Source organism: Neisseria shayeganii (genome assembly GCF_014054965.1).
Lineage (GTDB): Bacteria > Pseudomonadota > Gammaproteobacteria > Burkholderiales > Neisseriaceae > Eikenella > Eikenella shayeganii.
Genome location: NZ_CP059567.1, coordinates 1,876,169 through 1,897,695, shown reverse-complemented (window position 1 = coordinate 1,897,695; position 21,527 = coordinate 1,876,169). Strand labels below are relative to the sequence as shown.

Here is a 21,527-nt window from a genome sequence, read left to right as displayed (position 1 = left end):
CAAGAGATTCTATTTCTGGAGAATATTCATTTTTGGAAAATTTGTTCTCTGTGGAATTGCATATACTCAAGAATTTCCGGTTTTTTTTCTTTATGAATAAGATTTTCAAACAAAATCTTTGCATCAGTATTGAGGCCGATTTTTTCTAATAAATTACTAGGTAATTTTTTTGAAACCAGAATTTTTCCTTGATTGTCAAAAGTGATAAATCCTTGGTCGAATAACTTATCAATATGGGCGGATAATAATAATCCGTTTGAAGGGTCATAAGCCTCATTATTTTTGCATTCTGAAAACCTTTTGATATGAGAGGCTGTTAGGAGATAGTGAAAGTCAATATTTGTGAGAGCACATTTCCCTCCCCATAAGTTAATCAAGTTTTGTCTATATTTTCCTTGTTGAGTTCGCTGTTTAATAATTCGTTCTGTAACAATACGAATATCCGATGGATTTTTTGGTGTTGGACTAGATTTGTTAATGTCCAGTGCTTGAAAAATAATTGTGAAGTTTTCTTCTGCCTCCTGAGCTAAGGTTTCGCATAGTTCCTGCATTGATTGGGGAAATTGAATTTCTTCTCCACTATTGACTACAAAGAAATCGTAAATGGCTTCTGCATCCTCCAGTTGGGGAAAAGATATTTTAAAAAATCTCTTATCCTTATCTTCATTTTGGTAATGATGTTTGAATTTACTTGGAATTCCCCAGCTTTGATAAGTGGTTTTTTTACTAATGCGATCACGACTTAAGCAGTTATTTTTCCATATGTATTCTGTTTCTGAAATAATTTCATTAAAATTCTTTTTTTTCATCTTTAATTCTCTAAATTAATAAGCTGTGATATAGGCCGTCTGAAACGTAATCCAGACGGCCTGATATTCGAAATAGCAGAGTTTTACTCCTCCGGCTGTTCGCCGTCGGTTTCATCGAGCGTGCCTTCGGTGATGGCCACTTCGATGCCGGCTTTTTCGCGGATTTTGGCGTTGATTTCGTCGGCTACTTCGGGGTTTTCCTTCAGCCACACGCGCACATTGTCTTTGCCTTGGCCGATTTTGGCCCCGTTGTAGCTGTACCAGGCGCCGGATTTCTCCACGATACCGTGCACCACGCCCAAGTCGATCAGTTCGCCTTCCCAGCTGATGCCTTCGCCGTAGAGAATGTCGAATTCGGCTTGGCGGAAGGGTGGGGCAACTTTGTTTTTGATCACTTTCACCTTGGTTTCGTTGCCCAGCACGTCGTCGCCTTTTTTGATCTGGCCGGTGCGGCGGATGTCGAGGCGCACCGAGGCGTAGAACTTGAGGGCGTTGCCGCCGGTGGTGGTTTCCGGGCTGCCGAACATCACGCCGATTTTCATGCGGATTTGGTTGATGAACACCACTAAGGTATTGGTTTTCTTGATGTGGCCGGTGAGCTTGCGCAGAGCTTGGCTCATCAGGCGGGCGTGCAGGCCGACGTGGTTGTCACCCATTTCGCCTTCGATTTCGGCGCGCGGCACCAAGGCGGCCACCGAGTCGATGACCACCATGTCCACGCCGCCGGAGCGCACCAGCATGTCGCAGATTTCCAGCGCCTGCTCGCCGGTGTCGGGCTGGGACACCATCAGCTCTTCCACTTTCACGCCCAGTTTGCGCGCGTAAATCGGGTCGAAGGCGTTTTCGGCGTCAATGAAGGCGCATACACCGCCGTTTTTTTGGCATTGGGCGATGGTTTCCAAACACAGCGTGGTTTTGCCCGAAGACTCGGGGCCGAAGATTTCCACAATGCGGCCGCGCGGCAGGCCGCCCACGCCCAAGGCCAAATCCAAGCCCAGCGATCCGGTGGAAATCACTTCCAGATTTTCGTCTTTATGGCTGCCGTCCATCTTCATGATGGAGCCTTTGCCGAACTGCTTTTCAATCTGGGCCAGCGCGGCGGCCAGCGCCTTGCTCTTGTCTTGGTTTTTGTCTTCAGCCATTGCGGATACCTGCGGATAAACGGTTAATCTTGAAAGCGCCGATTATCGCATAAAGCCGCGGTGCTGTGGGCGGGCGCGTTCAGGTAGCCTGCGGCTTGAAGCGCGCATCGGATGCTGGCAATATGCCGTTTTTTCAGCGAAAGGCTTTGAGCGCGATGAGCGACGACCACTCCACTCCCGCCGACGGCAGCGCGCGCCGCGGCATCAAATCTTTTGTTTTGCGCCAAGGGCACATGACTGCCGCCCAGCAGCGGGCGATTGATGACAACTGGCCGCGTTTCGGCGTGGATTATCAAAACGCGCCGCTGGATTTGGCCGCCGCTTTCGGCCGCGAGGCGCCGAAAATTCTCGAAATCGGTTTCGGCATGGGCACCGCCACGGCCGAAATTGCGCGCCGCCTGCCCGAAAAAGACTTTCTGGCCATTGATGTGCACGGGCCGGGCGTGGGCAATTTGTGCAAGCTGATGGCCGAGCAGGGCCTCGCCAACATCCGCGTGATGCGCCACGATGCGGTGGAAGTGGTGGAAAACATGTTGGCCAACGGCAGCTTGGACGGCATCCACATTTTTTTTCCCGACCCTTGGCACAAAAAACGCCACCACAAACGCCGCCTGATTCAGCCGCCTTTCGTGGCGAAATTATTGCCCAAGCTCAAAAGCGGCGGCTATGTGCATCTGGCCACCGACTGGGAAGAATATGCGGTACAGATGTTGGAAGTGTTGAACGGTTTCCCCGAGCTGGCCAATACCGCCGCCGATTATTCACCGACGCCCGACTACCGCCCGGAAACCAAATTCGAAGCCCGCGGCAAACGCTTGGGGCATGGGGTATGGGATTTGGTGTTTGTGAAGCGTTAGAAGTTAGTGAGCATCTCCGTGGCGGTGGTATTTTCGGCCAGGGTGCTGAGTCTGCCGCATTGATCACGCGAGGCAGCAACCCATGCCGGCAAGGTTTATCTTGCCGGCATTTTTACTTGGCATCTGCGGTTTTTCCTCGGGTAGCGAAGTAGACTGAAAATACCGCCACAACACGAATTGGCAAAAGCTGAGGGCCAACGCTCGCTAGATACTTGTACTGGTTCATGCATTCATTTATACTATAATTTCTGTTAATGCAGAAATTATGAAAGGATGGGGAAATGTCCATTACCATGTACTACGACAGCGATTGCCCGCTGTGCCACACTGAAGCGCTGAAAATGCACAGGCGGCGGCCTGATGCCGTCAGAATTGTTGCAGTGGATGATGCCTTGGCCGAATTGGCGGCAGCCGGCATTTCACGTGTTCAAGCGATGACTTATCTTTGTGTGTGCGACAGCAACGGCGGCTGGCATACCCATATGGATGCCGTACGTCTGCTTTATCGCAGCGCGGGGCTGGATTCGTTGGCCGGTTTTTTGAGTTGGGGCCCGGTGAAGTGGTTGAGTGATCGTTTTTATCCCGTTTTGGCCCGTAACCGCTACCGTATCCCCAAGCCGCTGATCCGCCTGCTCTACGGCGGAGTGTGTGATAAGGGCAGTTGTCGGATTCCGCCTGCCAAGCGGTAAAGCCGTTTGCCGAATGGCCCTTGCGGGTGATAGTGGAAATGCCGGTATTGTGCTATGGTTCCCATACTGCGTTGAATCAACAAAATAAGGGAGTCTGTTTATGCTGCGCAATTTTTCCGACAAATACTCCGGTAACGATGACAAAGGTAATTTCGAATTGCATTGCATTGTGATGATCATTGAAGACAACGCCCGTCAGCAATGGGCGGCAAGGGTCAAGGTAAGCAAGAAATACGATTGGAGCAACAACCGCACCGTGGTGGTGGAAGAATTTATCAAAGAGCTGGCACGTGAATACGATGCCCAACATGCGGTGCTGACGGCTTTGGAAGATTTTCCCATGTTCCGCGAAAAACTGCTGGAAGGTTTCCAAATCAAATAATGTTCTGAATTTTTAAAAGTATTCGGCGGCTGCTTCACAGCCGCCGTTTTTGATTAGGCGCTTTCTGTTCACTGTGCTGAGTGATGACACTTTCTACAAGATGTCTCCTCTGATCATATTTGAACGTTTCATGTTTTAGAGCGTGTCGTCAAAGTGTTGCGGCGGTATTGTTGGTCAAAACCCGCATCTGCGGTGTATCCCCCAAGGGGACGCAGAAAATGCTCGCAAAATGTCCCATTTTGCTGTGCTGGTTGGTTTGACTGGCGCAGCGTGTCAAACCGCCCTCTTCGAGTGAGCCAGGCGGCTGTAAGTTTTGCCTCGGTAGCGCAGCAGACTGGCGAAGCTAAAAACCGCTTCGTCAGCATGATGACGGCACGCCCGAGCCAGATATCCGGATCGGGCTACCTGAAAAATTTCAGGTAGCCTGCATGCTGTATGAAAGGCAGACTTCTGAAAATTCATTGATCAATATTTATATATAAGACATTAACTTAATTTCAATATTGCTTCTGTTTCTCCGTGCGCGGCAAATAAACCTTGCGCCGAGCAAAATAATCAAACTATAATTTCAGTAAATACAGAAATTATAGTTTGATTGCTGGTGGCATTGAAGCCATCTTATCCGATGGCGCAACCGCAACCATTGACCTGTGTTATGAAGCCCGATACCCGGCCTGCTTGCTGCCCACATCTTCCGTGCATGAGCCTGTGTTTCCGTTGTGGAAAGCCGGTCTAAGCCCGTCAGCCGTTTGGCATAATCGGTACTGATTAAAAATCAGGCAAAGCAAAACCGATACCCACACGCGCCGGGGAAGCCGATTGGGATAAGCTGTGGATAAGCAAGCGAACACATTGAGGGTATTGGCAGATTTTTCCATTGCCTAAAAAACAGACAAATTCGCCGCCTTGCTGGCTCATGACATCAGCCGCCCATGCGGCCGCCGCTTTCCCCCAGCCGTTTGGATAACACCGTAGAGAGGCTGTGGATAAGGCGCTTAAGTTGCTTACCGAAAAAAGAAAATGCCGACTGCCGAAAAAATCGGCAAAAAATTTCCTTAATTATTTCTCTTAAGGCAGAAATTTATGAATAATCAGCCCTGTTATGTTTCCGCATCCTTTGGCGGTTTATGGCTGTGGAGCGGGCTGCAGCCCATTCTCACCGCCCGCAACGAAGCTTTGCAATTATTGGCCGATGTCGGTCTGCCGCCCGAATGGCAGATGCCTGCGCTGGCGGCCGCTTCAGCTTGGGACGTGCTGCTCGGCGTGTTGTTGTTCAGCCCTTGGCGGCAACACCGCCTGCTGTGGGCGGCACAGGCGGCCACCATTGCGGCGTATAGCCTGATTGTGGCGCTGTGGCTGCCGGCCAATTGGCTGCACCCCTTCGCTCCCCTGGTGAAGAATTTTCCCTTGCTGGCCGTAACGATTTGTCTGGCCGGCGCGCAACAAACGTCTGGTCCGACGCGGCCTGAAAACCGCCCCGTTTCTGAAAGGAGTGTGTCATGAACACCTATCTGATTGTCAAAACCCTTCACATCCTCTCCGCCACCCTGATGGTGGGCACCGGCTTCGGCACCGCCTTTTACCTCTTCTTCGCCAACCGCAGCGGCAACGTACAGGCACAGGCCGTGGTGTCTCGGCTGGTGTGCCGCGCCGATTGGTGGTTTACCACCCCAGCGGTGATTTTTCAGCCTCTCTCCGGCCTGTGGATGATCCGGCACGCCGGCATGGACTGGAGCATGAGCTGGATTGTGTGGACCTTGGTGCTTTATACCTTGGCCGGACTGTGTTGGCTGCCGGTGGTGGTCTTGCAGCTGCGGATGGCCAAAACCGCCCAAGCGGCAGCCGAACGCGGGGAGCGCCAACTGCCCGATGCCTATTGGCGCGATGCGCGGCGTTGGGAGCTGTTGGGCTATCCCGCCTTCTGCGCCATGGTGATTGTGTATTTTTTGATGGTTCTGAAACCCGTTTAGAGCGTGGCGCGCTTGGGCCTGCACAACGTTTCGGGGTGGAAAACCACGCACGCAAGGAAGAAAGCGCAGCAAATGAACGCTTTGCGAGCATGGCCGATACAGCAGGCCCGGATTTCGCCCCACGAGACCGCCGTCATCGTGCATGACAAAAGGCAACCTCAGGCTACCTGAAAGCCACCCGACCAATTTTCTTCACTTTGTCAGGAGTTTGTGATGTATTCCCCTACCCATTCTTCCCTTGCCGTCACCGCTGCCGTGGTGCTGGTTTCGCTTACTGTCAGCGGTATTTGCTGGGCCATTCTCGGCCGGCCGTTGCGCAAAGTACTGGCCTTTCTCTGCGACGATCCGCGCCCGGAGGTGAAGGAAATCAGCGGTATGTTCTGGCAGCGGCTTTACCTCAGCCTCACCCTGCTGCTGCCCATGCTCTGCGTGTTGCTGTTTGCCCCGCGTTTCGGCCAGAGCCTGGCGAACAACCTGCTGTATGCCCTGCGTTGGGCCATTTTCGGCGGCGTCGGCCTGCTGTTGGTATTGGCCTATCTCGTCCGCCAGCAAATCCGTTTGCTGCAAAGCGGTCCGAAAGCGCCCGTGGCTCAAACGGGCGGCAAACTCCACCTCAAACGCGGTCAAATGCCCGATTTCGCCCCAGCAACGCCGGCCGCCTCGCCCCGCCACGACGACGGCCTGCCGCCCTTGTTCAAATAACCTTATCCCGTCTGCCATTCACCATCGGAGCCATCATGAACATCCTACTTTTTGGCGGCAGCGGCTTTATCGGCGCCCCCACCGCCCGCCTGCTGCAACAGCAAGGACACCAAGTCAATATGCCAAGCAGCCGCGAATTCAACTTTCTGCAGCCTGATTTCACGCGCCTCACCGGCTACCTGAAAAGCGCGGACGCGGTCATCAATGCCGTCGGCATCATGAGCCGCCACCGCAGTGTTCTGGAGACCGTCCACCATCATACACCGGCCAAATTGGCCCATCTGGCGGCGGAACATGGTGTGCCGCGTTGGGTACAGCTGTCCGCCCTCGGCGCGGCTGCCGACCATCCGGTGCCTTTCCTCGGCAGCAAAGGGCGCGGCGACTACGCCGTAGCCGGCAGCGGCCTCAGCACGGCCATCGCGCAACCTTCCGTGGTGTTCGGGCGCGGCGGCGCCAGCTGCGAACTGTTTATCCGCCTGGCCCGTCTGCCGCTGCTCTGCCTGCCTGAAGGCGGCCGTTTCGCGCTGCAGCCGGTCCACCTCGACGATGTGGCCGAAGGTCTCGCCAAGTTGGCAGTCGGCACCGCAGGCGGCTGCATGCCATTTACCGGCAGCCAAACCTGCACGCTGGCCGGCTACCTGAACCTGCTGCGGCGCAACCTCCACCGCAAACCGCCCGCCCGCATCTTCTCCTTACCCCGGCCTGTGGCCGAGTGGGGTGCCGCGCTGGCGGAGGTGCCCAGCAACGGCTTACTCAGCCGCGACAGCCTGCGCCTGTTGCGTGCCGGTTCGACGGCCGACTGCGCCGGTTTTGCCGCCCTTTTGGGGCGCCCGCCGCAGTCCGCTGAGGATTTCGGCCGTTAAGCTGTTGCCCAAACTGCACATTCCGTACCCCTTCCCCCTGCTGCGGCTACCACAGACAGGGGGATTTTTGGTATATTCCGCGCCAACATCAGGGCGCACCCAAAAAAGCGCCCGAAAACAACAAACAAACACACAATAAAGCGGCCGGACACACCGGCCGCAAGACATACCTACACACATGAAACACATCCTGCTTTCCTTTGACTCCGCTCGCCCTGAGTGTTTGAGTGAAATCGACCCTGCCTGCCACATCTGGCTGTTTATTCCGGCCGGCCAGGAATATATGCCCATGACTTGGTGCGAAGTGCTGTGCCGTTTCGGCAAACGGGTGCATTTTGTCTTTTTACCGCCCGGCAGCGCCGCCGACCCCGGCTTGGTTTGGGCCTATCACTTGGGCCGCATCGCCGCCCAAGACCCCGATGCCGCGATTTGCCTGCTGTCGGACGACAATCGCCAAGACATTGTTCTCCAAAGAATGCGCGCGCAACAACATTGCCTGGATGTGGTCCGCTTCGATTGAGCGGTGCCGATAAAGGCACAGCAAACATAAAGGCACAGCAAACAGGCTACCTGAAAGCTTTTCAGGTAGCCTGAACGGTTGCTGCATCAGTTTCTGAATAAAGCCGGTATCCAGATCGGGAATGCCGGCTGTTGCGGTGACCCTACCTTCTTTCCTTCCGTCCGGTATGGATGCGGCGGTAAACGCCCTTTCTATATTGGGGCGAGTACTTAGGGGAGGGCACCGGGGGCTGCAAGAGCCGCTCCCCGTTTGGCGCCGCAGCCTATTGTTCGTCGCCGTTGGGCAGCGGGCCGTCTAAATACCAGCGGGTGCGGTTGGCGAGGTTGCGCCAACGCTCGCGGTGGCGGTTCGGTTCGTCTTCAAACATATTGGCGCCGGTAACGGTTTTCTGCCGTCCGCTTAGATAATTGGTGCTGACCATGGTTTTCTCGCCGCTGTTGCGCATATATGAGACCTGATCCAGGCCGATGAGCCGGAAGCGCCGGCCTTCCAAGCGGAAGGTGTAGGTATTGTTTTGCACACCCCAGCTGCCGCAGCTGAGCCAATAATGCAGCATCACCGTCAGGCGGCCGTTTTTGATGCCGATGCCGCCCTCTTCCAGCGGGTCTTGCAGGCAGGGTGTTTCGGTGCTGCCTGCCGGCGGCAGCCAGTCGCGGTTGGCCGCCGCCAGTTGATAGCCTTGGCCTTGGCGCAAAAACACCAGCAGCTGGCGCGGGTTGGTGTCGAGTTCGGAAGCGCCCAGCCCTTCATTGCGCACCATCTTGGCCGGGTCCTGGCCGCGGACCACGATGACGGCATCGGCCTGGCCATCGCCGTTCAAATCGCCCTCGGCGCTGTAATCCAGCTTCCAGCCCTGCGGCACCAACGCGGAAAAATCAGCTGCCTGTGCCGGCACGGACAATATGGGCAGCAGCATGGCGAGCATCAGCGGACGTTTCATTTTGTTCTCCTTTGCTTCATCAGATCACACAGAACGGCCAGTATAAAACCTCTGTTCACAAAGGACAACAGGCTACCTGAAAGTGTTTCAGGTAGCCTGTCGGGGTGCGGGGCTGGGGAGCCGCGGTGCCGCCTTATTTCAATACTTCGGCAATCGCGTTGGCCACGTAATCCACGTTTTTGCTGTTGAGGCCGGCCACGCACATGCGGCCGTTGTCCACCATATACACGGCAAACTCGCTTTGCAGGCGCGCCACCTGTTCGGGGGTAAGGCCGGTGAAGCTGAACATGCCGCGCTGCTTGGTGAAATAGCTGAAATCGCGGCCGGGCACTTTGGCGCTTAACACGTCTTGCAGTTTTTGGCGCATGGCGCGGATGCGGTCGCGCATTTCGTACACTTCGCCCACCCATTGTGCAAACAGTTCGCCGTCGTTCATGACGCTGCCCACCACATAGGCGCCGTGGGCGGCGGGGCTGGAGTAAATGCGGCGCACGGTGAATTTCAGCTGGCCCAACACCAGTTTGGCTTCTTCTGCGGTGGGGCATACCACGCTTAGGCCGCCCACGCGCTCGCCGTAGAGCGACAGGTTTTTGGAGAAAGAGTTGCTCACAAACACGGTCAGGCCCATGGCCACTGCTTGACGGATGGCATAGGCATCGCTCTCCATGTCGTCGCCGAAACCTTGGTAGGCGATGTCCATAAACGGAATCAGCTTTTTGGCTTGGACGATGGCCAGCAGCTCATCCCATTGTTCGCGGCTCAGATCCACGCCGGTGGGGTTGTGGCAGCAGGGGTGCAGCAGCACCACGTCGTTCTCGTTGAGGGTGTTGAAGAAGGCCTTCATCTCTTCGAATTTCACGCCGATGGTGGCCGGGTCGTAATAGGGGTATTTGCCCACTTCAAAACCTGCGCCCTCGAAAATGCTGATGTGGTTGCCCCAAGTCGGGTTGCTCACGTAGCACTTGGCTTGCGGAAACCATTGGTGGATAAAGTCGGCGCCCACTTTCAGCGCGCCGGAGCCGCCCAAAGCTTCGATGGTGGCCACGCGGCCTTCGGCCACGGCTTGGCTGTTGTCGCCGAACAGCAGTTTTTGGCAGGCGCTGCGGTAGCCGGCCAAACCTTCCATCGGCAAGTAGCCGCGCGGACGCTGTTCTTCGGCAATCGCTGCTTCTACAGTTTTCACGCATTCGAGCACGGGCAGGCGGCCGTCTTCGTCATAATAAACGCCCACGCCGAGATTCACTTTCTCGCTGCGCGGGTCTTGGGCGTATTTTTCCATCAAACCGAGGATGGGGTCGCCGGGATAAAATTCGACGTGTTGGAACATGGTGGAAATCCTTTTCAATAAGGCATAAACGGGAAAATGTGCGGGCGGTATTGTACGCCTCCGGCGCGGTTTCAGGTAGCCTTGCGCACAGGAAAACGCCCCGCCTGCGGGCAGACAGGCGGGGCCTCAGACGGCTTTATTCGGCCACGGCTGCCAAAACGGGTTTGCCGTCGGCATCGATCAATTCCAGCTGTTGTCCCTGGCGACGGTAGCCGCGCGTTTGTGCCAGCGCGGCGGCGGCGTCACGGTCAAGCTGCATGGCCTCCGGTTCGCACATTTTCAGTGTGCTGGCCGCCGGCCCGAATACCAAACCGCCCTTGGGCAGGGTAAACGTGCCGAACAGATTGTTGCAGCCCAGATTGAGGGCGTAACGGCCTTGCGCCGCATCCAACCACAAGGTGCCCTGTCCGGCGGCGAGGTTTTTTCCGTTCACATGCGATACCCGCCAATTGCCGTTTAGGCCCTCTGCCTGGGAGTTGGCGGCCGATGACGGTGCCGCTGCGGCAGCGTCCGGATGGGCTTGGGCGCAAGCCGCCAATAAAGCGGCAGCGGCAAAAATAGCGATTGCTTTCATTCAAATTCTCCTGGATAGGGGTACACAAAATCAGAGTGGTGCGCCGGATGGCGCATTCAACGGCATTGGGCAAATTTGTTGCGGTTCAGGTAGCCGATGTGCCATTCGTCCGGCTGCCCGTCTGGTGCGGGGCGGATGTGCAGCGCATAACGCTGTTTGTCCTGTTGTGCCAGCACTTCGCCGATATTGTGGATTTCGTCCACGTCCACGCCGTGCTTGTCGTCCACATGAGACACCGCGCCGGCGAAATCGAAATCGCGGTAGAAATCGCTGCGTTTGGCCTCGGCAATCGCCGCTTGGCTGCTGGGCGCCACAATCAGCATTTTGTGGTGGTACTCCTCAAATTCACCCGGCCGGTAGCCGCCCAAATTGATAAAAAACAGCTGATTGCTATCTGCCCGCGCCTGCTCGCGCGGCACCACACGCACCGCATGGCCGCCCACCTGGCTCACTTCGCGCCAGCAGTCGATGTGCCAATTGCCGGCCGCTTCCGGCCATGCGGCCTCAAAAGCCGGAATCAAATCAGCCGGGTGCTCGGCAATACCGAAAAACACATCGTGCTGCTCAATCAAGCGGCCTTTCGGCGTGGCGCCCAATTTCAGCATAAACAGTTTCATGGCTTGTGCTCCATCTTGCCTTTCCATCGCCTCAAGTCCTAGCATCCGTTTGCGGATCATGCTTCAGGTATGGCCTACTCTACACCCATCTGGCCCGGCCGGCGTAAGAATTTTGTTTGTGCCAGCTGTTTTTTTACCGTTGAGGGGCTAAGCAGCATATTTTTTATATTGGCAAACAATGATGTAAATTTTATTGAATCCAAATAGGGTGTCAACTTGTCAGAAAATGCGGATAGGCCGCGTCAGAAACGCCGTTGGCAAGCTGCTTGCCAACGGCCATCTTTTTCTATGATCGATTTCCCAATTACTCAACTGACGAAAACCAAAATGACTCGAACAAATACCCTGCGCCCCCTGACTGTGATGATTACCGCTGCCGTGTTCGGCCTGACCCACGTTTCCGCTTTTGCCGATGAAGCCGAGCTGCGCCGCGACATCGAACAAAACCGCCACGCTATCGAAAATCAAGCGAAAAAACTGGATGAGTTCGACAAAGTACTCAAAAACCACGGTGACCGCATCAAAGAAATTTCGGACACAGCGGATGCCAATGCCCAAACCGCCCTGCAAGCACACATCCTGGCCTCGCAAAATGAGCAATTAGCCCGACACCAACAAGAAACCCTTTTGGCTTTGGGTAAGGCAGATCAGCAGATCAACAATCAGCTCAAGCAGCAAGCCGAACACATCCGTGCCCACGACACAGCGCTCGAACAAGCGAAACAACAAAACCAACAAACACAAGAACAGGTGGCCCGACACAGCGCAAATCTGAGCCAGCTCGATCAGAAACTCTCTGGCATCCAGAAAGAGGTCTCCAGCGGAGTGGAAACAAACGCTAAAACTGCCCTACAAGCCCTAAATTTGGCTTCGCAAAACCAGAAAACAGTAGAAAACCAACAAGAGGCCCTCCAGGTTTTGAATCAAGCAAACAAGCAGATCAACAGCCAGATTAACGGCCAAGCTGAACAAATCCGTGCTGGTGAAACTGCGCTGGAGCAGCTCAAACAGCGCACCGACAACCAAGCCAAGCAAGTACGGCAAAACCAACAAGCCATCCAAGCTTTGCAGCAGAGTGTACCGAGCCATGAAAAACTGGCCCAAATCGACCGCAATGCGGAACGAATCGGCCAATTGTCGCAACGCCTGAGTGATCTGGATCGGGAAGTGCAGCGCGGCCTGGCCGCCCAAGCCGCACTGAGCGGTCTGTTTCAGCCTTACGGTGTCGGCAAGGTCAACCTCTCGGCCGCCTTGGGCGGTTACCGCTCGCAAACGGCCGTGGCCGTAGGCGCGGGCTACCGTTTCAATGAGATGTTGGCTGCCAAAACCGGGGTGGCGTTTAATGTCCGGGGCGGCGGCTTGAGTTACAACCTCGGCGTTAATTTGGAGTGGTAAACACCCCGTGCGGCGGGGGTGGATACCGAACTGCCGCTGCACATCATCAAACCAAACCTAAACCTGAAACAGGCTACCTGAAATGTTTTCAGGTAGCCTGTTTTGCAAATATTCTCGTGTTTGGCGTGGAAAGGTATCGGCGGAAAAGCGCTTTGCGTATCCGCCTCAGAAGCCGTTTTCCATCATGATTTGGCCGGGGATGCGGTTGCGGTGCATGGTGAAGCCGAGATTAAGCAGGGCTTGGAAGGTGTCCTTCACCATGGCGGGGTTGCCGCAGATCATGAAGCGGCTGTGTTCGGCGGAGAAGGGCAGGCCGATGGCGCGGTTGAGCGAGCCGTCGGCGATGAGTTCGGGCAGACGGCGGTTGAGCGGGGCGGCATCGGGTTCGCGGGTAAGCACGGGGATGAAGCGCAGTTTGTGGGCGTAGTCGCCGACCAAGGGGTGTTGGCTGAGCTGGTGTAAGGCTTCTCGAAAAATCAGTTCGTCTGCATAGGAGACGGAATGAACCAGCACCAGGTGCTCGAAGCGCTGCCAAATTTCGGGCTGTTGCAGGATGGAGAGGAAGGGGGCGATACCGGAACCGGTGCAGAGCATGATGAGGTCGCGTCCGTCGGGGAAACGTTCGGGCAGGAAAAAGCCGGTGGCGGTTTTGTCGAGCAAGAGGGTGTCGCCGGCTTTCAATTCGGCCAGGCGGGCAGACATGGGCCCGTGTTCGATGAGGACGGCGAAGTATTCGAGGGTGTCGGCGTATTCGGCGGACACCACGGAGTAGGCGCGCCAGATGAAACCGCTGCCTTCAGGTAGCCCGAGGCGGGAGAATTGGCCGGCGCTGAAGCGGTATTCGGCGGGGCGGGTGAGGGCGAAGGTCATCAGTTTGGGGGTGTGGTGTTTGACCCAAAGCACGGTTTCTTCGGTGTATTTGGCGGCTGGAGCGGCAGTCATGGTCAGGGTGGTTGCGGGTTGGTGCGGGAATGTCGGAGTAAATGGGTGGTACTGCGGTTTTTTCAAGCATTCAGGCCGGGGGTGGGCGCAGGCGGAGACAGCGGTGGGATAGGCAGGCGAACAATAAAGGAAGTAGGAATGCTGGGAAGAGGTGGTGTGCGGATATGGAGCTCGTGAGGAGAAGTGAGGGAGAGCGGATGAGGGTGAGCGCTTATGGCCATACTGCCGGCAGCTATGGCCACAAGCGGATGCGATTTTCAGGTAGCCTGGGAGCGGGAGCCTTCTTCGCAAGATATTCTTTTGGCATTCATGCGGTAGCGGCCGTCTCGAATGCTTCGGGGGGGCGTTTGCTGTGTTCGGTTTTTTCAATAGTGCTTTGTGCCGGGAGTCGGGCTACACAGATTAGTGACGGTCGGTTGGGCTTGTTACAGGCTGGATGGGTTTAGCGGCTTTGCAGGCTTTCCAATTCTTTTTGAGCAGCAGTGACCGCATCTTCCAAGGCTTTGATTCGCTCAAGATAGCGCGCGTAGTTGCGCTCGTTACCGTAGCGGACTTTGCGGCCTTCTTCCAAATTTTGTTTGGCTTGGCTGAGCCGTTCTTCGGCGGCACGGATCGCGGCGGGCGATCGGGCGGGAGATGGGGCCGTTTCTGTGCTCAGAATCGTAACGGAAGGCCCTGTTTGTGTGACGGAAGAGCCGGTATGTGCTGAGGTTGGATTGGGCGCGGCAGGGGTATAAATGTTTGGTTTCCCCAAGTTGGCGTCTTTGCAGTTGGGGCCGGGCGTGGCCGTGTAGGTGCGGCGGCCCTGGCTGTCGGTGCATTCGTAAGTGGCGGCAGCGGCGGGGACGGCGAGCAGACAGCAGGCGGCCAACAGGCTGAGGGATTTCATGCGGGTATCCTTTGCATCGCCGGATAGGCGGTTTGCGGGGTAAAAATGGGGAACAGGCTACCTGAAACGCCGGAAACGGTTTCAGGTAGCCTGAATCTTTATTTCCAATAACGCCACCAGGGGATGTTGTTGGGGCGCCATGCTTGTTCCAAATAAGGGCTTTGCGGGAAGTTTTGCGCCAGTACGCGGCGGGTGTCGTCGCGCAGTTGCGGTTTTTCCAGTTTGTCGTAAGCCTCGATCATCATGGCTAGCGCTTCTTCTACGTAGCGGGTGTTTTGGTATTGGCTGATCACCACTTGGGCGCGGTTGGCTGCTGCCAGGTAGGCGCCGCGTTCCATATAGTAGCGGGCGATGGCCATTTCGTTGCCGCCCAAGGCGTCCACCAGCTGCGTCATTTTCTCGCGGGCGTCGGCGGCGTATTTGCTGTCGGGATAGCGGGTAACCAGTTCGTTGAAGGCGTGGTAGGCATCGCGGTTGGCTTTGGGGTCGCGGTCGGACCAGTCTTGCGAGGCCAGTTTGTTGAGGAAGGATTTGTCTTCGTTAAACAGAATCAGCGCCTTCAGATAGAGGGCGTAATCGGTGTTTTGATGGTGCGGGTGCAGGCGCAGGAAGCGCTCCACGTGGGCCAAGGCCTGAGCCTGCTGTTCGTCTTTGTAGTAGGCGTAGGTGGTGTCGAGCTGGGCTTGGGCGGCGTAGCGGGTATTGGGGAAGCGCGATTGCAGGATTTCGTATAACTTGACGGCGCGGTTATAATTGCCGCTGTGCAATTCGTCGTTCGCTTCGGCATACAGACGTTCCACCGGCCAATCTTGTGTGGCCTGCGCCTCTTTGTCTACTGCGGAGGTGCTGGAGCAGGCAGACAGGGCCACGGCCAAACCGGTAACCAAAAGAAATTTTTTCATGCAGAACACTTCTTCCTATGTCAACAATGACGCCGATTATAACGATGATTTCGAGTTTTCGGCAGCCTCCGATACAGAAAATTGTTTAAATTTCACCGTGCCCGTCGCGCTGGCCGGCCAGCGTTTGGACGCGGCTTTGGCCAAGTTGATGCCCGATTATTCGCGCAGCCGCTTGAGCGCGTGGATCAAAGACGGTGCGGTGTTGTTGAACGGCGAAACGGCGCAGCCCAAGGCCAAGCTGATCGGTGGCGAAACGCTTCAGGTGGCCGTGCAGCAGAGCGAGGAGAACCTGGCCTTCACGCCGGAAGCCATGGATTTGGACATTGTTTACGAAGACGACAGCGTGATGGTGCTCAATAAGCCGGCCGGCTTGGTGGTGCATCCGGCGGCGGGCAACTGGAGCGGCACTTTGCTCAACGGCCTGTTGGCCCATTGTCCGGCGCTGGCCGCGGTGCCGCGCGCGGGCATTGTGCACCGCTTGGACAAAGACACCAGCGGGCTGATGGTGGTGGCGAAAACGCTGCCGGCACAAACCCATCTGGTGCAGCAGCTGCAGGCGCGTACGGTGAAACGGATTTACCGTGCGGTGGCCGACGGCGTGGTGCCGTTCGACGGCAAAATCGACACCCTGATCGGCCGCGACCCGCATAACCGTTTGAAAATGGCGGTGGTGAAATTCGGCGGCAAACCGGCCGTGACCCATGTGAAAGTATTGGAGCGCTATCGGGCGCACAGCTATATCGAATGCGCGCTCGAAACCGGCCGCACTCACCAAATCCGCGTGCACATGCGCGAGGCGCGCCATCCGCTGGCCGGCGACCCGGTGTACGGCAATCCGCGCCATCCGGCTTCCGACGAAGTCAAAGCAGTGGTGAAAGGTTTGGCGCGTCAGGCGCTGCATGCCTACCGCTTGAGTTTTGTCCATCCGCAAAGCGGCGAGGAAATGTCGTTTGAAGCGCCGCTGCCGGAGGATTTCTACCATCTGCTGTCGGTGTTGCGCCTGGAGGCGGGGCTGGATTCTTCTCTGAGCCATGCCGAGGAATGGCAGGCAAAATTTGCCGAAGATGAAGACTACTGGGATGAAGACGATTACGATGTGGAAATCGTGTATGTGAAAGAATAGCAATGACGGAGGCTACCTGAAAGCATGAATCGGCTTTCAGGTAGCCTGTTTAAGATAGGATGAGGATTGCTGGCCCTCAGGGCTGTTTGATTGTGTCAGTTTTTTAAGGAAAAAATATGCAGTTTTCTGTTCAAACCGAATGCTTGGAAGCCGGTGTCGCTGCCCGGCTGTATGTGTGCACCGATGCCTGCCCGTGTACCGAACACGCCGCCGATGCCACGGTGGCTTTATTGTGCGGGGAGTTGTCGGACGATGAGCGTTTTGCCTCGGCGCGGGTGCCGGCGGCGGAAGGCTTTTGCGACGTGGCCGTCTTGCGTTTGAAAGACGGCACCCGCGCGGCCATGGAGAAAGCTGCCAAGGAAGCCGCCGCGTGGGCGCAGAAGCGGCCCCAGGTAGCCGTGTGTCTGAATGCCCTATGCGAACGCGAAGCGCCGTTGGCCGCCGGTGTGCTGGCCTTGGCCTTCGGCGAGGCGGCGTACCGCTTCGATCATTTTAAGTCGGAAGCCAAGCCGGCCAAGCTGACGGCCGTCTTCTTCCGCCACAGTCGTCATGCCGATGCGGTGGAGTCGGCCCTGCGCCAAACCGAAGCCCTGCTTTACGGCATCAATTTGTGCAAAGATTTGGGCAATACCGCGCCGAATGTCTGTACCCCCTCTTATTTGGCCGAACAGGCGAAAAAAGAAGCCGAGCAGGCCGGCGCACAGGTGAATATTTTGGGCCGCGATTATATTGAAGCCAATATGGGCGCGTTTTGGTCGGTGGCCAAGGGCAGCGTACAGCAGCCGCAGCTGATCGAATTGGGCTGGTTTGGCGCGGCCGACCGCGAGGCGGCGCCGATTGTGCTGGTGGGCAAGGGCATTACCTTCGATACCGGCGGCATTTCGCTGAAGCCCGGCGAGGCCATGGATGAAATGAAATACGATATGTGCGGCGCCGCCAGCGTGATCGGTGTGTTTACTGCCGCCGCCCGCGCCAAACTGCCGATCAACCTGATTGCGGTGGTGCCGACTTGCGAAAATATGCCCGATGCCGGCGCCAGCAAGCCGGGTGACATCGTGACTGCCATGAACGGCACCACCATCGAAATTCTGAACACCGATGCCGAAGGCCGCCTGATTCTGTGCGATGCGCTCACCTATGCCGCCCAATTCAAACCGCGTGCGGTGATTGACGTGGCCACGCTCACCGGCGCCTGCATCATCGCTTTGGGTCATGCCGCTAGCGGCCTGTTGGCCAACAATCAGGAGCTGGCCGACACCTTGCTGGCCGCCGCCCGCGAAAGCAACGACAAGGCTTGGCAGTTGCCTCTGTTTGACGAATACAAAGAGCAGTTGAAGTCCAATTTTGCCGACTTGCAAAACATCGGCGGCCGGCCGGCCGGCACCATTACCGCAGCCGCCTTCCTGGCGCATTTTGCCCAAGATTACGCCTGGGCCCATTTGGACATTGCCGGTACGGCGTGGAAATCGGGCAAGGACAAAGGGGCAACCGGCCGGCCGGTGCCGCTGCTGTGGCAGTATTTATGCGAGGAGGCTGGCATCTAAGGCCGGCTGCGTCGGTTGGTGCCGCCGCACGCCATCTTCCCAACTTCAGGCTACCTGAAAGGTTTTCAGGTAGCCTTTGTTTTCGCCTGCGGCATCGGTAAGGGCACGTAGTCGGTTGGCATGAGTGTGTTTCTGTCAATGGATGTTGGGAATCTGTGCAGCTTCGTCATCCACGGCGTTTTCTGCGTTCATGTCCGCGGACTGTGGCGGGGATGACATCTATATTGTGTGCGTGCTTGACTTGATGCTTGCTGGAAATCAATGTTGGGTTAGATAAAGCAGGCAATTTTAAACTTTGTTAAATGTTAATGTAAGGTTGTATCTATAAGGGTGGAAACGTCTGGTATGTGCCCGAGGCTGTTGAAATGCTTAAGTAGAATATTGCGCAAATTACGCAAAAAATAATTTTCCACCTATTGGATACCCCAACTCTGCAATTTGTATTGGTGCATAGAAATCAGCATTTGCCTATTGATAAACTCTTTTTTATAAAATTTTGTGTTTTAAAATTGAAAATGAAAAGATGAAAATTCTAAAACCTGAATAACCTAATTTTAAGTAGTATCTTTAATCTAAAAGATGATAATTTTCAAAACTGTATTGCGTTCGGTCAAATTTCCGCAAATTTACCTTTGTATATTTTTGTTAATCTTGGTAATATAGCTCTACCGACAGGACCGTGTCGCTGCCACTTTGAGGGCGGTTGATATTTATTTTGTTGTTTTCAAAATTAAAAATGCAGCGGAAATAAGAAAAACCTAGGTTCTGCCATCCGCAGCAAAATACGGTCTGGAGGTCGGCGGGAAGATGCCGCACGCTCGGCGGCTGGATTTGATCCACTATTTTCATCATTGGAGTGCAGGGGTATGCAGAAGACACATTCGGCACAGAGAGGCAAATACCGAAGCATCACACTTTCGCTTCTGGTATTGCTGGTTATTCTGTTCGGAGTGCTGGCAGGTAACTACTATCTGACCAGGGAGATTACAAACAATACCAACCGGATCGAAGTGATCAACCGGTTGGACGACAATATGCAGAATATTCTGACGGAAGTGCAGAAGCTGGCTTTGATCTCCGAGGCCAGCGGCGATGCTTACCGCAAAACCACCAATTACCATCAGACTTTGGGCCGCATCCAAAGCTATCAACTGGAAGTGAACAGTTTGCTCGGCGTGTTGCAGGCCGGCGGCCAATATTTGCCTAAAGGCAATGTGGGCGGCAAAGTGAGCCATTTGAGCGCCAAGGTTTCGGGCAATGAGTATGAGGCTTTGCAAAGCTTCGGCGCGCGCTGGAAAGACTACCAGGACAAAATCAGCCTGCTGTCTTCCTATCACAATATCCTGCTGAACCGCTCGGTGGCCCAATATGTGCAGATCAACCACGGCGAAATCCGCGCCTACATTGAAGATGCCTATCTGAGCAATGTGGAGGAAAGCAACCGTTTGGCCCGTTATGCCACTATTTTGCAAGCTGCGACCTTGGCGGCCTTCATTACCTATTTGCTGGTATTCGTTTACTACTTTGTGCGCCGTCTGCGCAAAGCCGATGCGCAAATCGATTTGGCTTTCCGCGAGATCAGCGAAATCATGGAAACCGTGGACATCGGCCTGTTCCTGCTTGACCGTAACTTGACCATCGGTGATTCCTATTCCGTGGAATTGGAAAACCTTCTGGCACGTCGCGACCTGCAGGGCCAGAACTTGATGGATGTGTTGGACAACATGGTGTGCGAAGAAGATTTGCAGTCAACCCAAGCATTCATCGGTCAGTTGTACAACCCCCGCGTGAAGGAGCGTTTGATTTTCAGTCTCAATCCTTTGGATTGCGTGCCCTTACAGGTAGCCGGCCGTCGGGGCAGTATCGAAACCCGTTACTTGAGCTTCCGCTTCAAGCGCATTTACCAAGAGCAGGAAATCGAACGGGTATTGGTCAACGTGAGCGACATCACCAGTGCGGTGTTGCTGGCTCAACGCAGCGAGCAGGAGCGGGCGCAAAACGATATGCAGCTGGAAATGCTGGGTGCGATTTTGAGCAGCGACAGCGAGACCATCAAAGACTTTATTGCGCGGGCCAGACAGCACGCTTGGGACATCAATGCCGTACTCAAACGCCAAGACGGCTCCAGCTCGGTAGCGTTGCGCGAGAAAGTCAATGCCATGTTCCGCTCGGTGCACAGCCTGAAAGGTGAAGCAGGTGCGTTGAAACTGCATGGTTTTATCGCCTTGGCGGAAAACATCGAATCACAACTGGTGCAGCATCGCAGCAACCGTTCGCTGACCGGTGAAGATTTCTTGGGGCTCACCGTATCGTTGGAAGAAATGCTGCACTTGATCCAATTGATTGAAAGTTTGGTGGAACGTACTTCCAATTCGCCAGAGCTGAATATGGCCGGCAACTCAAGCGACAATTACTACAGCAAATTGGTTGCCGACTTGGCCAAACGGAACCGCAAGCAGGTGGACTTCATCTGCAAAGGCGTAGACAACATGAAAAACGAAGGTTTGCGCAATATCGTGCGTGAAATCTCAGTACAGCTGCTGCGCAATGCCGTGGTGCACGGTATCGAAACGCCCGAACAACGTACGGCACAGCGTAAGTTGGCTACCGGCCACGTACGCATGGAAGTGACATCGGTAAACGATATGTTGGTATTGAATGTGGAAGACGACGGTAAAGGCATCGATTATGAAGCCATCCGCCGCAAGGCCGTGGAATTGGGTATTTATGATGCCGATCAAGCCGCCACTTTGGAGCAGAAGCATTTGGTGCGTTTGATTTTCCATCCCGGATTCAGCACCGCAGCGGAAGCGACTTCGGATGCCGGTCGCGGCGTGGGCTTGGACATCATTAAAGACCGCGTGATCAGTTTGGGCGGCAAAATCCATGTGTCCAGCCTGCCCAATGCCTATACCCGATTCAGTTTCTCGTTTCCGAAAGACATTCCCTGGGTGATGAAGGAGTTGGTAACACCATGAAGAAGATAATGATTGTGGATGACTCGAATGTGATCCGTAACCGCATCAGCCGGGGTTCGAACGGCTCAGACTTTCAGGTGGTCGCGACGGCCAGTAACGGTTTGGAAGCGGTGGACCTCTATAAGGAACACCAACCGGACTTGGTGACCATGGATCTGACCATGCCGAAAATGGATGGTTTGGCCTGCATCGCCGCGATTACCGAGTTGGATGAAGATGCCAATATTTTGGTGATTTCGGCCCTGTCGGACAAAGCCACCGGCATCCGGGCTTTGGAATTGGGTGCCCGCGGATTTATTTGCAAACCTTTTACAGACAGCGAACTGTCTGAAGCCTTGGAAGAAATGACTTGGAGTGACTGA

Annotated in this window: 22 protein-coding genes; 13 read left to right on the top strand and 9 right to left on the bottom strand. The window is 55.2% G+C overall.

Going from position 1 to position 21,527, the window contains the following annotated elements; genetic code table 11:
* Positions 1-26 precede the first annotated feature (26 nt).
* Positions 27-809: an HNH endonuclease gene (locus H3L94_RS09280; protein ID WP_182121792.1), complete on the bottom strand. Its 783-nt coding sequence runs from the start codon at positions 807-809 to the stop codon at positions 27-29.
* An 83-nt stretch (positions 810-892) separates the two neighbouring features.
* On the bottom strand, positions 893-1,951 hold the full coding sequence (gene recA, locus H3L94_RS09275) for a recombinase RecA (protein ID WP_182121791.1): 1,059 nt from the start codon (positions 1,949-1,951) through the stop codon (positions 893-895).
* Positions 1,952-2,106: 155 nt separating this feature from the next.
* Between recA and trmB the strand changes: the two genes are divergently transcribed.
* The 8 genes from trmB to H3L94_RS09235 all read left to right on the top strand — a co-directional run bounded on the left by trmB (position 2,107) and on the right by H3L94_RS09235 (position 7,934).
* On the top strand, positions 2,107-2,808 hold the full coding sequence (gene trmB, locus H3L94_RS09270; RefSeq protein WP_182121790.1) for a tRNA (guanosine(46)-N7)-methyltransferase TrmB: 702 nt from the start codon (positions 2,107-2,109) through the stop codon (positions 2,806-2,808).
* 281 nt (positions 2,809-3,089) lie between these two features.
* Positions 3,090-3,497, top strand: a complete 408-nt coding sequence (locus H3L94_RS09265) for a thiol-disulfide oxidoreductase DCC family protein (RefSeq protein WP_182121789.1) — start codon at positions 3,090-3,092, stop codon at positions 3,495-3,497.
* Between the two features lie 100 nt (positions 3,498-3,597).
* The gene (locus H3L94_RS09260; protein WP_182121788.1) at positions 3,598-3,879 is read left to right on the top strand and encodes a hypothetical protein; all 282 of its coding nucleotides are present in this window, start codon (positions 3,598-3,600) and stop codon (positions 3,877-3,879) included.
* A 1,083-nt stretch (positions 3,880-4,962) separates the two neighbouring features.
* Positions 4,963-5,382, top strand: coding sequence for a DoxX-like family protein (locus tag H3L94_RS09255; RefSeq protein WP_182121787.1), 420 nt, complete (start codon positions 4,963-4,965; stop codon positions 5,380-5,382).
* A complete protein-coding gene (locus tag H3L94_RS09250; protein WP_182121786.1) occupies positions 5,379-5,849 on the top strand; it encodes a DUF2269 family protein in 471 nt (156 codons plus the stop codon). Before H3L94_RS09255 ends, H3L94_RS09250 begins: the two co-directional genes overlap by 4 nt.
* 213 nt (positions 5,850-6,062) lie before the next feature.
* Entirely contained in the window at positions 6,063-6,551 is a 489-nt protein-coding gene (locus H3L94_RS09245) for a hypothetical protein (RefSeq protein WP_244958746.1), read from the top strand.
* Positions 6,552-6,586: 35 nt separating this feature from the next.
* Complete coding sequence (locus H3L94_RS09240) at positions 6,587-7,414, top strand: NAD-dependent epimerase/dehydratase family protein (protein ID WP_182121785.1); 828 nt, start codon at positions 6,587-6,589, stop codon at positions 7,412-7,414.
* 178 nt (positions 7,415-7,592) lie between these two features.
* Positions 7,593-7,934, top strand: coding sequence for a hypothetical protein (locus H3L94_RS09235; protein ID WP_182121784.1), 342 nt, complete (start codon positions 7,593-7,595; stop codon positions 7,932-7,934).
* Between the two features lie 262 nt (positions 7,935-8,196).
* On the opposite strand, the gene H3L94_RS09230 is transcribed toward H3L94_RS09235, so the two are convergent.
* The 4 genes from H3L94_RS09230 to H3L94_RS09215 all read right to left on the bottom strand — a co-directional run bounded on the left by H3L94_RS09230 (position 8,197) and on the right by H3L94_RS09215 (position 11,392).
* Positions 8,197-8,874 (bottom strand): hypothetical protein, encoded by a 678-nt coding sequence (locus tag H3L94_RS09230; protein ID WP_182121783.1) that lies wholly within the window; start codon positions 8,872-8,874, stop codon positions 8,197-8,199.
* Positions 8,875-9,007: 133 nt separating this feature from the next.
* On the bottom strand, positions 9,008-10,201 hold the full coding sequence (locus H3L94_RS09225; protein ID WP_182121782.1) for an amino acid aminotransferase: 1,194 nt from the start codon (positions 10,199-10,201) through the stop codon (positions 9,008-9,010).
* Positions 10,202-10,337: 136 nt separating this feature from the next.
* Entirely contained in the window at positions 10,338-10,775 is a 438-nt protein-coding gene (locus H3L94_RS09220) for an META domain-containing protein (RefSeq protein WP_182121781.1), read from the bottom strand.
* Between the two features lie 56 nt (positions 10,776-10,831).
* The gene (locus H3L94_RS09215; RefSeq protein WP_244958745.1) at positions 10,832-11,392 is read right to left on the bottom strand and encodes a DUF1543 domain-containing protein; all 561 of its coding nucleotides are present in this window, start codon (positions 11,390-11,392) and stop codon (positions 10,832-10,834) included.
* A gap of 327 nt (positions 11,393-11,719) precedes the next feature.
* Between H3L94_RS09215 and H3L94_RS12620 the strand changes: the two genes are divergently transcribed.
* A complete protein-coding gene (locus H3L94_RS12620; RefSeq protein WP_244958743.1) occupies positions 11,720-12,787 on the top strand; it encodes a YadA C-terminal domain-containing protein in 1,068 nt (355 codons plus the stop codon).
* 165 nt (positions 12,788-12,952) lie between these two features.
* Here the strand turns inward: H3L94_RS12620 and H3L94_RS09205 are convergent, their stop codons facing one another.
* From H3L94_RS09205 to H3L94_RS09195, 3 genes are all read right to left on the bottom strand, one after another.
* Positions 12,953-13,729, bottom strand: coding sequence for a ferredoxin--NADP reductase (locus H3L94_RS09205; protein ID WP_182121779.1), 777 nt, complete (start codon positions 13,727-13,729; stop codon positions 12,953-12,955).
* A 442-nt stretch (positions 13,730-14,171) separates the two neighbouring features.
* Positions 14,172-14,618: a DUF4124 domain-containing protein gene (locus H3L94_RS09200; RefSeq protein WP_182121778.1), complete on the bottom strand. Its 447-nt coding sequence runs from the start codon at positions 14,616-14,618 to the stop codon at positions 14,172-14,174.
* Positions 14,619-14,716: 98 nt separating this feature from the next.
* Positions 14,717-15,520 carry an outer membrane protein assembly factor BamD gene (locus tag H3L94_RS09195; protein ID WP_182121777.1) on the bottom strand — a complete coding sequence of 268 codons (804 nt, stop codon included), beginning with the start codon at positions 15,518-15,520 and terminating at the stop codon, positions 14,717-14,719.
* Between H3L94_RS09195 and rluD the strand changes: the two genes are divergently transcribed.
* The 4 genes from rluD to H3L94_RS09175 all read left to right on the top strand — a co-directional run bounded on the left by rluD (position 15,519) and on the right by H3L94_RS09175 (position 21,527).
* Positions 15,519-16,643: a 23S rRNA pseudouridine(1911/1915/1917) synthase RluD gene (gene rluD, locus H3L94_RS09190; RefSeq protein ID WP_182121776.1), complete on the top strand. Its 1,125-nt coding sequence runs from the start codon at positions 15,519-15,521 to the stop codon at positions 16,641-16,643. The two genes, H3L94_RS09195 and rluD, sit on opposite strands and share 2 nt — an antisense overlap.
* Before the next feature lie 116 nt (positions 16,644-16,759).
* Positions 16,760-18,187 carry a leucyl aminopeptidase gene (locus tag H3L94_RS09185; RefSeq protein ID WP_182121775.1) on the top strand — a complete coding sequence of 476 codons (1,428 nt, stop codon included), beginning with the start codon at positions 16,760-16,762 and terminating at the stop codon, positions 18,185-18,187.
* A gap of 866 nt (positions 18,188-19,053) precedes the next feature.
* A complete protein-coding gene (locus tag H3L94_RS09180) occupies positions 19,054-21,165 on the top strand; it encodes an ATP-binding protein (protein WP_182121774.1) in 2,112 nt (703 codons plus the stop codon).
* Positions 21,162-21,527: a response regulator gene (locus tag H3L94_RS09175; RefSeq protein ID WP_182121773.1), complete on the top strand. Its 366-nt coding sequence runs from the start codon at positions 21,162-21,164 to the stop codon at positions 21,525-21,527. The genes H3L94_RS09180 and H3L94_RS09175 overlap by 4 nt, the downstream gene beginning before the upstream one ends.

Excerpts from the sequence above, each read along its gene's own strand:
- H3L94_RS09280 (WP_182121792.1), bottom strand. The coding sequence starts at position 809 with ATGAAAAAAAAGAATTTTAATGAAATTATTTCAGAAACAGAATACATA.
- recA (WP_182121791.1), bottom strand. The coding sequence starts at position 1,951 with ATGGCTGAAGACAAAAACCAAGACAAGAGCAAGGCGCTGGCCGCCGCG.
- trmB (WP_182121790.1), top strand. The coding sequence starts at position 2,107 with ATGAGCGACGACCACTCCACTCCCGCCGACGGCAGCGCGCGCCGCGGC.
- H3L94_RS09265 (WP_182121789.1), top strand. The coding sequence starts at position 3,090 with ATGTCCATTACCATGTACTACGACAGCGATTGCCCGCTGTGCCACACT.
- H3L94_RS09260 (WP_182121788.1), top strand. The coding sequence starts at position 3,598 with ATGCTGCGCAATTTTTCCGACAAATACTCCGGTAACGATGACAAAGGT.
- H3L94_RS09255 (WP_182121787.1), top strand. The coding sequence starts at position 4,963 with ATGAATAATCAGCCCTGTTATGTTTCCGCATCCTTTGGCGGTTTATGG.
- H3L94_RS09250 (WP_182121786.1), top strand. The coding sequence starts at position 5,379 with ATGAACACCTATCTGATTGTCAAAACCCTTCACATCCTCTCCGCCACC.
- H3L94_RS09245 (WP_244958746.1), top strand. The coding sequence starts at position 6,063 with ATGTATTCCCCTACCCATTCTTCCCTTGCCGTCACCGCTGCCGTGGTG.
- H3L94_RS09240 (WP_182121785.1), top strand. The coding sequence starts at position 6,587 with ATGAACATCCTACTTTTTGGCGGCAGCGGCTTTATCGGCGCCCCCACC.
- H3L94_RS09235 (WP_182121784.1), top strand. The coding sequence starts at position 7,593 with ATGAAACACATCCTGCTTTCCTTTGACTCCGCTCGCCCTGAGTGTTTG.
- H3L94_RS09230 (WP_182121783.1), bottom strand. The coding sequence starts at position 8,874 with ATGAAACGTCCGCTGATGCTCGCCATGCTGCTGCCCATATTGTCCGTG.
- H3L94_RS09225 (WP_182121782.1), bottom strand. The coding sequence starts at position 10,201 with ATGTTCCAACACGTCGAATTTTATCCCGGCGACCCCATCCTCGGTTTG.
- H3L94_RS09220 (WP_182121781.1), bottom strand. The coding sequence starts at position 10,775 with ATGAAAGCAATCGCTATTTTTGCCGCTGCCGCTTTATTGGCGGCTTGC.
- H3L94_RS09215 (WP_244958745.1), bottom strand. The coding sequence starts at position 11,392 with ATGAAACTGTTTATGCTGAAATTGGGCGCCACGCCGAAAGGCCGCTTG.
- H3L94_RS12620 (WP_244958743.1), top strand. The coding sequence starts at position 11,720 with ATGACTCGAACAAATACCCTGCGCCCCCTGACTGTGATGATTACCGCT.
- H3L94_RS09205 (WP_182121779.1), bottom strand. The coding sequence starts at position 13,729 with ATGACTGCCGCTCCAGCCGCCAAATACACCGAAGAAACCGTGCTTTGG.
- H3L94_RS09200 (WP_182121778.1), bottom strand. The coding sequence starts at position 14,618 with ATGAAATCCCTCAGCCTGTTGGCCGCCTGCTGTCTGCTCGCCGTCCCC.
- rluD (WP_182121776.1), top strand. The coding sequence starts at position 15,519 with ATGCAGAACACTTCTTCCTATGTCAACAATGACGCCGATTATAACGAT.
- H3L94_RS09195 (WP_182121777.1), bottom strand. The coding sequence starts at position 15,520 with ATGAAAAAATTTCTTTTGGTTACCGGTTTGGCCGTGGCCCTGTCTGCC.
- H3L94_RS09185 (WP_182121775.1), top strand. The coding sequence starts at position 16,760 with ATGCAGTTTTCTGTTCAAACCGAATGCTTGGAAGCCGGTGTCGCTGCC.
- H3L94_RS09180 (WP_182121774.1), top strand. The coding sequence starts at position 19,054 with ATGCAGAAGACACATTCGGCACAGAGAGGCAAATACCGAAGCATCACA.
- H3L94_RS09175 (WP_182121773.1), top strand. The coding sequence starts at position 21,162 with ATGAAGAAGATAATGATTGTGGATGACTCGAATGTGATCCGTAACCGC.